At 39.3% G+C, this 14,678-nt stretch carries 9 protein-coding genes and 1 pseudogene; all 10 read right to left on the bottom strand.

All coding sequences use genetic code 11. The features are described 5' to 3' along the window. Window positions 1–454: protease inhibitor I9 family protein (locus BP621_RS14955; RefSeq protein WP_292391361.1), on the bottom strand; the 454-nt coding region annotated here is incomplete at its 3' end. Between the two features lie 835 nt (window positions 455–1,289). Next, window positions 1,290–2,915: a PKD domain-containing protein gene (locus BP621_RS14950; RefSeq protein ID WP_292391360.1), complete on the bottom strand. Its 1,626-nt coding sequence runs from the start codon at window positions 2,913–2,915 to the stop codon at window positions 1,290–1,292. Between the two features lie 521 nt (window positions 2,916–3,436). After that, window positions 3,437–4,696: a PKD domain-containing protein gene (locus BP621_RS14945; RefSeq protein WP_292391358.1), complete on the bottom strand. Its 1,260-nt coding sequence runs from the start codon at window positions 4,694–4,696 to the stop codon at window positions 3,437–3,439. A gap of 497 nt (window positions 4,697–5,193) precedes the next feature. Beyond that, window positions 5,194–6,162 carry a right-handed parallel beta-helix repeat-containing protein gene (locus BP621_RS14940; RefSeq protein ID WP_292391357.1) on the bottom strand — a complete coding sequence of 323 codons (969 nt, stop codon included), beginning with the start codon at window positions 6,160–6,162 and terminating at the stop codon, window positions 5,194–5,196. A 1,060-nt stretch (window positions 6,163–7,222) separates the two neighbouring features. Next, complete coding sequence (locus BP621_RS14935; protein WP_292391356.1) at window positions 7,223–8,779, bottom strand: PKD domain-containing protein; 1,557 nt, start codon at window positions 8,777–8,779, stop codon at window positions 7,223–7,225. A 438-nt stretch (window positions 8,780–9,217) separates the two neighbouring features. Then, on the bottom strand, window positions 9,218–10,933 hold the full coding sequence (locus BP621_RS14930; RefSeq protein ID WP_292391354.1) for a glutamate--tRNA ligase: 1,716 nt from the start codon (window positions 10,931–10,933) through the stop codon (window positions 9,218–9,220). A gap of 359 nt (window positions 10,934–11,292) precedes the next feature. After that, window positions 11,293–11,632 (bottom strand): annotated as a pseudogene (locus BP621_RS17270) (IS1634 family transposase); the annotation flags it as partial. A gap of 90 nt (window positions 11,633–11,722) precedes the next feature. After that, window positions 11,723–13,279 (bottom strand): PKD domain-containing protein, encoded by a 1,557-nt coding sequence (locus BP621_RS14925; RefSeq protein WP_292391353.1) that lies wholly within the window; start codon window positions 13,277–13,279, stop codon window positions 11,723–11,725. 333 nt (window positions 13,280–13,612) lie between these two features. Next, window positions 13,613–13,918 (bottom strand): hypothetical protein, encoded by a 306-nt coding sequence (locus BP621_RS14920; protein ID WP_292391351.1) that lies wholly within the window; start codon window positions 13,916–13,918, stop codon window positions 13,613–13,615. Next, complete coding sequence (locus BP621_RS14915; protein ID WP_292391349.1) at window positions 13,918–14,652, bottom strand: fumarylacetoacetate hydrolase family protein; 735 nt, start codon at window positions 14,650–14,652, stop codon at window positions 13,918–13,920. Before BP621_RS14915 ends, BP621_RS14920 begins: the two co-directional genes overlap by 1 nt. Window positions 14,653–14,678: the final 26 nt, after the last annotated feature.

Genomic DNA, 14,678 nt, shown 5'->3' with positions numbered 1-14,678 from the left:
CTATCTTGACAACTTGATCAAGTTCGACCTTATTGACGTCGGATCTTTCGACAAGAGAAGCTAAAACGTCCGGAGTTACCCTGGCCGCAACAGCATTAATAATTGTAATAGATTTTATTTTTTGTACTTTGGATTTTGATTTCTCATTCTCGAGAAACTGTATAAGATCATTCTGCTCGCTCTCGGTTTGAGATTTTCCAGCAGCAGTATTAAATGCGATCTTCTGATTTTGTAATATTATTATTACTGGAACTAGTTCCGTCTCTGAAGTTTCAGCAAGTTTATCTTCCAAACTCGCTGAAATCTTATCATTAGAGTTTATACTGGGGGACACGTTTGTATCTTCAGACAGAGCGGTAAATGAAAACAAAGATAAAAATAACAATGATGTGCAGATAACACATAATAGTTCAGAAACCGCTTTTCTTGAAGGCTTCCAGATTTCTTTTTCCACCTATTCACACTCCTTTTCAAAATTATTCCCATTTCCGTAAAGGACATGACTTTCTGTAACCAGCGAACTTACTTCAGAACCTGCAATCAGCAGTATTAAAGTACCAATCTATCCGGGTAACAATGCTTTATAGCTAATCCGCAAGCGCCCAACTTTTTTACATCTGCAGAAATAATATAAAGATCAATGTCCAGATATAAAATACTTTTGAGTTTACAGGTCTGATGTTTGACAACAAGATAATTAAAAAGAGGCACCTATGAAAAGCTGATTTAGCCTAGTTGAAGTATGCAAAAAAGTTTTAGAATGCAAAAGAACAGAAAGGTCAAATACTGGAGTTGGGACTCAAAAATTTCAAATAACTATTTTTATCTCGCGTATCGAACTATGGCATCAGTACAAATTTACATCTAAAAATATGCCATTGCTTTTATCGAGTCCATTAATTGGATATGGGTTTGGATTCGGATTTGCACTGTGGTTAGAATTTTTGGTTAGATAACTCGAAGAAACAAATATATTTTTGCCTTTAGTAACAGATACTTAATAAAAACAATATCACTCATTTGGGGGAATATAAAATACTCCATCTTTTTATATAATTTTAGCTTCGTAGCCATTTATATTTTAGTTATTCGAGAAAGACATAAGAGTTTAAATGAGTAAAAATAGTTAAAAAATTATATCGCGGGAACCAGTTATTAAATATCGCAAAGGTAAGTTCAGATATCAAATGTGACAAAAAGATAACCTTTGACTTGTTTTGTCATATTTGAAAAATAATTCCCCACTCCTCTTTATTCTTGACCTTTTTATCGCTTTTTATTTGTAAGGTTTATTTGCTTTCAGAGTATATACCCGGTCTTGTATTTGTTGTTACTTTTATGAAATTTGTCTTCGTTAGAGTACTGGTGCCTGCCACATTGGTTACTGTAAGTGTAACCTTATAGCTTCCTTCCTGTGAATACTCATGTTTTGGACTCTGTTCTGTTGAAGATGTTCCATCTCCAAAACTCCATTTCCATGCAGTAGGAATTCCTGTGCTTTTATCAGTAAAGGCAACCGTTAATGGCGCTTTTCCTGAAGTAGGTTTCGCAGAGAATGAAGCAATTGGCTTTGTTACTACTTTTATATAGCCTGATTTTGTTACCGTGTTACTGCCTTGATCGTTTGTTGCTGTAAGTTCAACAGTATAACTCCCTACTTTGGAATACTTATGGGTTGGATTCTGCTCGGTTGAAGTTGTGCCGTCTCCAAAGTTCCAGTTCCATTCAGTCGGATCTCCTGTGCTCTTGTCAGTAAAGATAACCGTTAACGGAGCTTTTCCTTCGGTAGGGTTCGCAGAAAAGTTTGCGAAAGGACCTGGTTTCTGCGGACATATAAACTGCCCGAAAGCAGATGGAGCTTCTCCTACGTTAACAGTAGCTGTAATAGTATTGGTTGCTGCGTCAATTACAGAGACAGTATTGCTGCCTTGATTAGCCACATATACCTTTGTTCCATCCTGATTGGTTGCAACTCCGTAAGGACTACTCCCTACAAGCACTGTGGCTGAAACAGTATTTGTGGCAGTGTCAATTACAGAGATAGTGTTACTAAGGCCGTTAGTCACATATACCTTTGTTCCCGTCGGATTGACCGCAACTCCCAAAGTCCAGCCTCCTACAGGCACCGTGGCTGTAACAGTATTTGTGGCAGTGTCAATTACAGACACAGTGTTGCTGCCGGCATTCGATACGTATACCTTTGCTCCATCCGGTGTGACTGCAACTCCAAAAGGATTAACTTCTACAGGCACCGTGGCTGTAACAGTATTTGTGGCAGTGTCAATTACAGAGACAGAATTACCGTATAAGTTTGTCACATATACCTTTGTTCCATCTGGCGTGACTGCAGCTCCTGTGGGTCCGCTTCCTACAGGTATAGTCGCTGTAACAGTATTTGTAGCTGTGTCAATTACAGAAACAATATCACTGCCCCGATTCGCCACGTATGCCTTTGTTCCTTCCGGATTTATTGAAACTCCAACGGGGTAGCTTTCTACAGGTACAGTGGCTATAATGGTATTTGTACCTGTGTCAATTACGGAGACAGTTCCTTCACCGGTCTCCACATGTTCACTTGCTCCCTTTAATATTTCTAATTTTGGATCAATTGATTTTGAGAGAGTATTTTCATAGTCATCCAGATAAAAGTTCGCCACATACACCCTTGTTCCCGTCGGATTTACTGCAACTCCAGCAGGGTGGTTTCCTGCAGGTACCGTGGCTATGACAGCGTTTGTGGCCGTGTCAATTATAGAGACACTACTGCCGAACTCGTTTGTAATATATGCGTACGTCCCTGTAGACGAAACACTTTGCTCAGTAGCTTCTGATGCTGCAGGTGAAACAAGAATTAAAAATAAAACCAGAGCTAATGATGTTAAGGTTACTGAATGCAATTTTTTGTTAGTTTTCATTTATCCTACTCCCTTATTTTTCGTTATCTTGATGTTTTTAAGGTACAGTTGGTTCTTCAAAATCCAGCATTATTTTGCTAAAGTTGGCTGCAAAACTTTTTTTGCTGGAAAGTAAAAAAATTTGAAAAATTTACCAAAAATAGTGATATCTTGTCCTTATATATATCACTTTCCAAAATTATTATATATTTTTAGAAATTATTTGATTTGTGAAACTAATTTAATATTTAATCAATACATAATTATTAAAACAGTTCAAATCTCAGTAATAGTTCTTTTTTTCAGCTAAATTGTAGATCCAATTGAGAATACTTCAATCGTAAGTACTAATCGAGAATTTCAAAATGACTTGGAGAAGTTGAGTTATTTGAACACAGGATTAATCACTCAAAATCGAAAAAAGGAGATAAGCTCTCATCTCTGATCAAACAAAGAAAAGGTGATCTTTTTGTCAGATTTGATAAATAATCCCCACACCCCTTTAACCTCAATCTTTTTCATTATTGTTTCAATTTAAGGGATTATTTGTTTTTAAAGTATATACCTGGTCTTGTATTTGTTGTAACTTTTATGTAATTTGTTTTTATTGCTGTACTGCTGCCTGCGGCATTGGTTACTGTAAGTGTAACCTTATATTTTCCTTCCTGTGAATACTCATGTTTTGGATTCTGTTCCGTTGAAGAAGTTCCATCTCCAAAATTCCATTTCCATTTAATCGGTGAACCTGCACTTTTATCAGTAAATGCAACATTTAACGGTGCTTTTCCTGAGGTTGGTTTCGCAGAAAAGTTAGCTACAGGAGGGACTGGTTCTGGTTCTTCGCTTGAAATAGTGCTCATGTAAATATCGGAGTTTTCATTACGACTATCGCCATATACTACTCTATTATCGTAGATAGCAGGATCATATGCACTTCCACGGCTGGTAATTTTAAATTTCTGATTAGTGGAAAGATCGCACATGTAGATACCATGATATTCCCAGCCATCATCCTTCCCACCGACATCCTTCCACAATATCCTGTTACCATAGATATCAGGAGACACTTGGTTATCTGGACTGCTGGTAATCTGAGTTTCCTTTTTAGTAGAAAGATCATACATATAGACATTGTCGTCTCCATCGCGACCGTCGGCATATACTATCCTGTTACTGTAAATAGCAGGGGATCCTGCTGATCCGCTGGTGGTTATCTGGGTTTCCTTGGAAGTGGAGAGATCGTAAATATATATATCATATTTATAATCTCTATTTCGGTCATCCAGCCAAACTATTTTATTACCATAAATAGCAGGATTGTATGCTCTTCCGCCGGTGGAGATTTGAATTTCCTTGGAAGTGGAAAGATCGTACATATAAATCTGCGCGTATTCCTCGAAACTATATGCCCACACGATCTTGTCACCATAGATTGCAGGATCACTCGGCCATTCATAATCAGCCTCGTTATTAATGGGGATTTGAGTTTCCTTTTTAGTAGAGAGATCGTACATGTAGATATCCCATTTTCCATTGCGATCGTCTGTCCACACGATCCTGTCACCATAGATTACAGGATTCCATTTATATGATGCATTGGTGGTGATCTGAGTTTCCTTTTTAGTGGAAAGGTCGTACATATAGATATCGTCATTTCCGTTGCGATTATCCTGCCACACTATCCTATCACCATAGATATCAGGATTGTATGCTGATCCACTGGTGGTGATTTGAGTTTCAGTAATCTTTGGCGAAACGCTTTCTTCAGTAGCTGCTGATGCTGCGAAAGAAAATAGAAGCAAAACTAAGGATATTGAAAGTAGAATTTTTTTACAAATGGTCTCTGATTTCTTCATTAAACTCACCTGTAACTTTCATTTAGAAGATTTTAAGTAAATAACTTAAATTCTAAATATTATAGTTAAATTTTTTCATTTTTTGTATAAATTTATAAAGGTAAGTTTTATTAGCCGACTTATAAAAAAGAGGTATTTTTTATACTCAAGTGTTTTAGAAATACAAGAAGGCATATTGTAAAAAAATGAAGAGAGAGAAAACGTGATAAAAAGAAAGGAAAGAATATAAATACAAAAATGAATTTAAGAAGAGGAGACAGTTTCCTGTTCACTTCTTCCAGGCAGTTATTTACGGGCAAAGTACCCACAACTTCGTCTTTTGTATCGCGTCGATCCTGCAAAAACCAAAGCGCTCTAACTATACAATCATGTTCTGTACGTATGTGAAGGACTCTTATTGTTAAATGTGTTCCATATATTGAATAGTTATCGTTTTTGTTGAATTAGTTGCCAAGAGAGCCGTATCCATACCCTTTTGCGATCCAATTCTCAACACTGTGATCAGATGGTCCTAATATGTTTGAACCTGATCCTGCCTGAACGTAAGGCGACACAGCCCACATAACATTATCATGAACGCTAATTGATCCACTTGCATGGATGTTTCCAATGCCTGCACTGCTGCTTGATCCTTTGAAGTCATGCATGATATTATGATGGACATTTGCATTTGTCAGTGAATTTTCTAGCTCAACACAGCACCAGCCAGATCCGGCGTTACCTGAGAAGGTATTGTGATCCACTTCAACATTTGCGCAATTGTCTATCCTGACACCTGTATTGGTTTGAACCTCAACATCACAGTTATACATTCTGGAATCCTTAGTACCTGATAAGAATGACACACCATCGTGTCCTACGGAATGCATTCTGCAATTATATATGTCTATTCCAGAACTTTTACTGATCCTGATACCATCACTATACAGATAACGAGTGAATAAAATATCATGTACTTTACTATCACTCGAAGACCTTAACTGTATACAGTTTCGATAGTCTCCATGACCTCCATCACCAGGTCCGGTTGCTGTACTTTTGAACTGAAGGTCACATACTTCAACGTTAGAAACACCTGACCCGAATACATATGCAGGTGATCCTTCGGAGTTACAAATTGAACCGGTAGCAAAGATTATTGTATCGTCGCCTGCACCTTTCAGTACTACATTAGATTTCAAAATTATAGATGCACTTATTTGATAAGTGCCAGCACCAAGGAGGACGTATCCCGGGTTACTTGATGTTGCTCCTGATGCTGCGGAATTTATTGCATCATTAATTGCAGTCTGGGTATCTGATCCAGACGTTGGATTTACAGTTATTGTATTTTGTGCGCCTAACGCAGCTGGTACGGTTGTTAAAATAAGGCATGTTACTAGGAATAGGGTTCCTATCTGTCTTTTTAGCATCGTATCACCTTTGGGTTGGGTTTGGAATTTGAGTAGGCTCAAAATATTTTTAGGGTTAGAGCCTATTTTTCCCCAAAGCACATACGGCTGTTAAACTAAGATACGCTGTAAGGAATAGGGGTTCCTGCTTCATTTTTAGCATCGTATCACCTTTGGGTTGGATTTGGAATCTGCGTAAACTCAAAAAACTATAAGATAGTTATATTTCTCCAACAGTTGATACGATTGTTAAACTAAGACATGCTGTCAGGAATAGGGGTTCCTGCTTCATTTTAGCATCGTATCGCTTATGGGTTGGACTTAGAAGTTGAGTAAACTCAAAAACTCCAGGGTAATAGTATACTCTTTCCCAGATATTTCTCAAAATTCCATATTACGTACTCGTAATGTTTTTCCGAACTATCTAATTAGACCGAGTATATATCAAATATCTAATTATGCCGGGTCTATACGGTAATTCAAAGATTCTTATTACGTCTGCGTAATATTTTTGAATATATCCAATTTGGTTCTCTGCGATTTTTGTGGGGCGGACACGTTGCACACAGAGTCTCACTCTCCAACCACATCATAGGGGTCAGTCATTGGAGGTGGGATCGGATATTAGAAGTTTTGGCTTTTATCACTCAAAACCTGTTACTGACCACAGGATGTTATTCCTTCTGATCAATAATTTCTGTTTCACACTACGGCCTCTAGCCAAGTCAACTATTCTGAAGGGTTTTTCTCTTCTGTTGTTTAACTGCTAAGTTGACATCTAGGTTTATACAGGTTATATTATAAAATATTTTTGTATTTTTTCAAAAAAATTTTGGAAAATATACAATATATAACACTATGAGTTTATTGGAGAATGACTGCCTTTAAGTAGACACTTTGTCTATTAATATTAAATGATTTAAATACAAAAACAAAACTTAAAAATTCTAAGAAATTTTGGAAACATAATCAAGGTCCATTCCCGCCACAATGGAGAAAACATAGTATGTGACAGAAACAAACCTTATGCGCTCATTATCCTTTAGCTTTGATCTTTTTTCTTGTGTTTCAGTTTAAGAGTTTATTTGTTTTCAGAGTATATCCCTGGTCTTGTATTTGTTGTCACTTTTATGTAATTTGTTTTAGTTGCAGTACTGCTGCCTGCAGCATTGGTCACTGTAAGTGTAACCTTATAGTTTCCTTCCTGTAAATACTGATGTTTTGGATTCTTTTCTGTTGAAGTGTTTCCGTCTCCAAAAGTCCATTTCCATGAAGTAGGAACTCCGGTACTTTTGTCAGTAAATGCAACATTTAATGGGGCTTTTCCTGAGGTTGGTTTCGCAGAAAATGCAGCAACCGGTTTTTCTACCACTTGTATATACCCGGCTTTTGTTGTTGTGTTACTGCCTGCCGCATTTGTTGCTGTCAGTGCCACCGTATAATTCCCTGCTTTGGAATACTTATGCTTTGGATTCTGCTGAGTTGAAGTGTTTCCGTCTCCAAAAGTCCATTTCCATTTAGTCGGTGTTCCTGTACTTTTGTCGGTAAATGCAACAGTTAATGGAGCTTTTCCTGAGGTTGGAGATGCAGAAAATGCTGCTATAGGAATTACTGGTTGTACTGAAGGAGTAACTATAAACTGTCCGAAGGCTACAGGACAGTCTCCTACAGGCACAGTGGATGTAACAGTATTGGTTGCTGCGTCAATTACAGAGACATCATTGCCATACCCATTAGCCACATATACTTTTTTTCCATCTGGGGTAACTGCAACTCCAATAGGCCAATCTCCTACACTTACTGTTGCTGCAATATTATTAGTTGCAGTATCAATTACAGAGACAGTATTACTTTCGTGGTTCACCACATACACCTTTGTTCCCTCCGGGTTGACTGCAACTCCCGATGGATCGTCTCCTACAGGCACAGTAGCTGTAACAGTGTTTGTGGCTGTGTCAATTACAGAAACAGTTCTATCGTCGCTACCGAAGTTCGCCACATATACCTTTTTTCCATCAGGGGTAACAGCAATTCCATGAGGCCAGTATCCTACATCAATCTCGGCTGTAACAGTATCGGTTGCTATATCAATTACAGAGACAGAGTCGCCTCCGCAGTTCGTCACATATACTTTTGTTCCCTCAGGGTTGACTGCAACTCCGAAAGGATCTTCTTCTACATTCACCGTGGCTGTAACCTTGTTTGTGGCAGTGTCAATTACAGAGACAGTTCCATCAAAGGCTTCGTTCGCCACATATACCTTTGTTCCTTCAGGGTTGACTGCAACTCCCAGAGGACTGCTTCCTACAAGCACAGTGGCTGTAACAGTGTTTGTGGCAGTGTCAATTACAGAGACAGAGTCGCCGTAATTGTTTGTCACATATACTTTTGTTCCCGCTTTGTTGACTGCAGTTCCATAAGGCTGGGATCCTACATCCACTGTGGCGGTAACAGTATTTGTGGCTGTGTCAATTACAGAGACAGTATCGCTGCATCCGTTCGTAATATATGCATATGGCCCCACTTGCGAAACACTTTGCTCAGTAGCTGCCGATGCAATAGACGAAACGAGAATTAAAAATAAAATCAGAGCTGCTGATGCTAGAGCTACTGAATGCAATTTTTTGTTAATTTCCATTATCCTACTCCTGTATCTTTAGTTTATTTTTCATATTAAAAATGTTAATATTCAAAACTCTTGATCAGTCTTTAAACCTTCTCTTTTTGCTTTTAGCTTCATAAAAATCTTCTAATATGGGTGAATTTGTCCAGGAATAAGGATCTGATTAAAGCAAATCAGCGTAAAAACACCAGATATCTCGGCACAAAAAACGTGAAATGGAGACATTGGTAATTTCAAATGGCTAAAAAGTTAAGAAATTAGATAGTGATGATCAATTACTGAAAACCGTAAGCAGAATAACGGCTCTCAACTCTGGCCAAAAAAGCGGGTGGGCCCGTTGTTATACTTAATCAATAACTCCGCAGACACGATAAGAAAAAGAGAATCGAAAAAGAAATGTAGGAAGCAAATAAAAGAAAAAGGACAGTTCTCTGCCCCTTTTATTTCCTAAAATCACTTGTGGGCAAAGTAAGCCACAATTTCTTCTTCGTTTACGGCATCTATCCTGCAGAAACCGAAGCGCTCGAACTGTACAATATTGTCAAGCTCGGTTGCAATCCCATGCTCACCGATTCCATTAATATCGCCTTCGGGGCCTCGCACTTTCACATTTATTCCATCAAGTGGGGCCCAGTGGATGATTTTCGCTTTTGCTTTTTTAAGGGCTTCAAGAGAAACATCGGAGAGCTTTGCCTGAAGTGGGGAAAGAGAAGTAATCTCTATATTGCAGAAATCTTTTAAGCGGATAATAGAGCCCACTTCCAGCTTTTCGACGTCCTCCATGCAGACAAGCACCTTGTTTTCTGTGGCAATTTCCCGAAATCCTCTTGCATGATCCGTGGGGTGAAGAGGAAGTTTCGCAACTGTCGGCTCTGCATCTGTAATTTCCAGCTCTATAGGGTCCCAGACAAAGAAATAGCGGTTTGCAATAGGGTCCACGATTTTGCGGTTTTCGGCGTAGAGAGACTCCATACTTATGCTTACGTCCGTCATTCCGACCCCCATCTCGATCATGAATTTCTTAAGGGCCTCGGCCTGGATTCCACGGCGACGGATTGCCCTGATTGTGGGGAGCCTCGGGTCATCCCAGCCGCTGTATTCCCCTGCTTCTATAGCTTTTCTGAGAGTGCTAGTGCTGAACTTTCCGAATTCGTGGATCTTGACCCTGCCCCAGTGAGTTGTTCTCGGGTACTTCCAGCCAAAGTATTTGTAGACATAGCCTTGGCGCTTTTCGCTGTCTATAAGGTCTTTACCCCGGATGATGTGGGTCATGCCCAGTTCGTGGTCTTCGATTGCGCCTGCAAAATCCAGAAGCGGCCAGACGATGTATTTGTTCCCGATTTCGGGGCGGGGATGCGACATCTTTCTTATCCTGAAGGCTCCCCAGTCCCTCAACGCAGGGTCTTTGTGCTTAATGTCGGTCTTGATCCTCAGCACTGCCTGGTGGTCTTCATATTCTCCTGCAAGCATTTTCTCCCAGTGCATAAGGTTTTCTTCAGGGCTGGTATCCCTGTGCGGGCAGGCCCGTTTTGCATCCTTAAATCGTTTAAAATCTCCCCCTTTACAGAAGCAGACATACGCCTTGCCCATCTCGATAAGTTTTCTTGCATAATCGTAATAGAGAGGGAAATGGTCAGAAGCATAGACCACCTGGTCAGGCACAACCCCCAGCCATTTGAAGTCATCGAGATACCAGTCATAAGCCTGAAGAAGAGGCCGTTTTATGTCAGGATCGGTATCATCAAAACGCAGGATAAACTTCCCTCCGTACATTTTCACGTATTCGGAATTAACTACCATGCCTCTTGCGCTGCCAAGTGTTGCAGGCCCGTTGGGATTCGGGGCAAAGCGCATTACAACCTTGCCGTTTTCTGCCCCTTCGAGAGGTTTTAAGCCTTTGTCAGGCTCCTTTTTTACGCTAAGGGCTTCGATAAGCTCGGGGGCAATTTCCGAAAGCTTTGCCTCCCAGGTTTCAGGTTTTCCTTTTGCAATCTCGGGAATAATAGTTTCAAGGGCCTCAGATACTGCATTGGGATCGGATCTGAGTTGAGGACACTCCCCCATTACTTTGCCCATTACAGCTTTGGGTTGAGGAGGTTTTCCATATTTTACAGCATTTTGATATGCAAATTTTTCAATTGTTTTAAGATCTTCAAGACTTAAGGTCATAGAAGCTTCTCCCAAATACTAATTATTTATATTCTAAATTAGATCCAACAACAAAATATGATCAATTGTATAATTTTGTATAATTAATTACTGTATATAATAAACGATGATATTCAACATATACAGGATTTTAATTATGAACAATTTCTGAACATAACCCGAAAATCGTGTTAAAGTATTTAGCTTCTTTCCAAGATACAAACAGAAACACATCAAAAGTTTCATAAGTACTTTTTTTGAAATTTGTAAGTTCCTTCGTTGTAGGTTATTACGGAATAAACTCTATTCCGAATAAATGGTGTTTTGCCCTGTATCTGAAAATTTCATTACCTTTGTAATTCTTGAATAAATACTTATATTTCAATCCCATTTTCTCTTAACATACCATGACTTTTTCGATTACATCAGGTAAAAGGTATTCTCTGACTTTCGGTTCATTTGTTGGTTTTTTTATCAGTATGCGTATTAACAATATTAATAAAAAATCAAAGTTATCATTCACGCGAAAGAAGTGCGACAATTTGCATACTCAAAAGACCTGAATTATCATAAGGAATTAATTCAAACTGGTTTTTTTATCTCAAGTTTTTTTGCACTATCCAGATAAATCTGAAAAATAATTTTTACCTTCCCACTAACTCTGGCAGATTTTACTACGTACCAGTAAGGTTTGCCGTTGACAAGTTTTTTCTCAAAAATACTAAATCATATGATGAAAGTCAGTAAATAAGTTACCCTCCCACTCCTGTTTGACTATATCTTTTTATCGTTTGAATTTACAACATTCACTTATTTTTTCACTGTGATATAATTAGATATAGTCTTAATGTTGCTGCCTTTGACATTTTTAACTGTTAAGCTAACAGTGTATTTTCCTACTTTACTGTATGAATGTACAGGATTTTTTTGGGTGGAATATTTTCCGTCTCCGAAACTCCATTTCCACGAAGTTGGGCTGTTGGCACTTTTATCAGTAAACTGAACCTTCAATGGAGCATTTCCTGACCTTGGAGATGCAGAAAAAGCAGAGATAGGAGCCTTCGAAACCTTTACAACAATAAAGCCGGATTTTGTTACTGTACTACTTTCAGCAGCATTCTTTACTGTCAGGCTGACTGTATATTCGTCTGCTTTGGTATATGTGTGAACAGGGTTCTTAGCTGTTGAATACGTCCCATCTCCAAAACTCCATTTCCACGACGTTGGTGATCCTGTACTCCTGTCAGTAAATGCTGCTTTCAGAGGTACATATCCGGAGGTTGGTGATGCAGAAAAAGCAGCAGCAACAGGACTTTTTGAACTGAGAGTAGCCATGTAGATATCCCAGTTTCCGTTACGATTATCTTGCCATACTATCTTGTTATCGTATATAGCAGGACTACTCTTTTCTGAGGACTTATTGGTAGTAATATGGGTTTCCTTTGAAGTAGAGAAGTCGTACATGTAAATATCAGAGTTAAAGTCAATACGAGGAATCGAGTAGCTGTCCACCCATACTATCTTATTGCCATAAATTACAGGATTATTTGATTGATCCACCTCGCCAATGTATTGTCCTGTAGAAGTAGAGAGATCGTACATCTTGGCTACGTAATTTCCGAGAGGAGTTTCAACGTCACATACGATCTTGTCCCCGTAAATTTCAGGGTTCCAGTTAGCATCACCACCCGAATTAGCAGGATCATCGTCCCAATACCACGGATGGGGAGTGACCTGGGTTTCAGTGGAAGTAGAGTCATTATACATGTAGATAGTCCCATTTTCTCCCCATACTATCCGGTCTTTGTAAATACCAGGATCTACCTGCGTTGAGTTATTAGTTGTTATCTGGTATTCCTTCGAGGTGGAAAGGTCATACATGTAGATATCCCAGTTTCCAATAGGCTGTGAATATTCCAAGCTTCCTCCATTGCGACCATCCATCCACACTATCTTATTACCGTAAATTTTGGGAACATAGGCTTTCCCGCTTTTGGTGATCCGAGTTTGTTTTTTAGTGGAGAGATCTTGCAAGTAAATATCATGGCCTCCATTACGCTCATCTTCCCACACTACCCTGCTTCCGTAGATATCAGGTGATACCTGATTTGCCGTATTGGTAGTATGAATCTGCTCTTTTGTGGAAAGATCAAATATGTAGATGTCCCAGTTCCCATTGCGGTCATCCTGCCACACTATGGTGTTCCCGTAGATAACAGGATTTTGTGAATTTGATGAATTTGTTGTGATTCGAGTTTCAGTGACCGTAGGAGAAGCTGCAGAAGCCGCAGATGAAACTAGAGTAAAAAATAAAATCAGGGCTACTGAAGCTAAGGTTACTGAAAATAATTTTTTGTCAGTTTTCATGAATCCTTCTCCATTCTTTATTATCTAAAAAAATTAATATTTAAACTAGATTTCTATTTTTAAACTTTTTCTATTAAAATAAAAATATATATAAATATTAGAATACAAGAGAGTCTATCCGGAGGCAAAAATAGAATAAAAACTAATTTGAGCAGATACTAGTATTTTAGCAAAAACGTAGAGGAGAATCCTCAAGAAGTTTAATAATTGGAAAAGTAGAAATTTAAATCGCGAAGTCAGTCCTAAAAAAGGAGATAGTTAAAAATGAATGAAAGACACAGTATAAAAGAGAGAAGGCAGATGATTTTTTTATATACACAATGAATGTGGATTTTATTTTGGGATGGAAGCTTCGATTTCCAGGATGCGGGATATTTTCTCATTGATTTTCTTAAACTCGAGCTCAAATTCCTCCAGGAATTTCGGAACTGAGTCCCCGGGTACGGCACCCTGAGCCGAGGGCTTGATAAGGTTAGCCTGTTCAAGGACTCTGAGCGAGTAGCGCACTTTATGGTTCTGCATTCCGGTGACCTCTGAAAGTTTCAGAATCCCAATAGGAGCTTCTTCAATCACTTTCTTAAGCACCAGAAGATGGCGCTCGGTAAGTTCAAGTTCATTTCCGATAGGCTCAAGCAGCATCAGACAACCTCGTTTCTAAGTGTTCCGATTCCCTGGATTTCAACTTCCACAATGTCTCCACGCTGAAGTTCTCCAACGCCAGGAGGGGTCCCTGTGGCAATGATATCTCCTACTTCCAGGGTCATAATCTCGGTGATAAATTCAATAAGATAAGGAATGTCAAAAAGAAGGTTTGAAGTGCTGGAAGCCTGCCTGGTTTCCCCATTTACCCTGCAGGCAATTTTTGTATCCGTAATATCGAGTTCGTTTGGAAAAGCAAGATAAGGCCCGAAAGCTGCGAAGGTATCAAAACTCTTTGCCCTTGTCCATTGCCCATCCTTTTGCTGGAGGTCACGTGCGGTCACATCATTAAAGCAGGTATAACCCGCAATTACATCCACGGCCTTTGAGGCTGAGATGTTCTTACAGCGTTTGCCTATAACGACTGCGAGTTCGGCTTCATGTTCCACTCTGGAGCTGGATGCCGGATAAATTATCTTGTCTTCATGCCCTATAATGGCTGATGGAGGCTTTAAAAAGAGCACAGGGGTTTCCGGGACTTTCATGTTCAGCTCTTCAGCATGATCCCGGTAGTTCAGGCCGACACATACGATTTTAGAGGGAGCCGCAGGTGGAAGGACGCGAAGTTCCGAAAGGTTAAAAATCCCTGCTGAAGCCCCTCCTTTTGGATACACGCGCCCATTTTCGATTTCTCCATAAAAAATCTCATCTCCTGATCTGAACCTTCCAATCATATCTCACTCTTCTCCTGCTTCTTGGG

Origin of the sequence: Methanosarcina sp. UBA5, assembly GCF_002505485.1 — an archaeon.
In the GTDB taxonomy this organism is placed as follows: domain Archaea; phylum Halobacteriota; class Methanosarcinia; order Methanosarcinales; family Methanosarcinaceae; genus Methanosarcina.
Note: the sequence above shows the minus strand (reverse complement) of the source record. Positions and strands in the feature narration are given on the sequence as shown.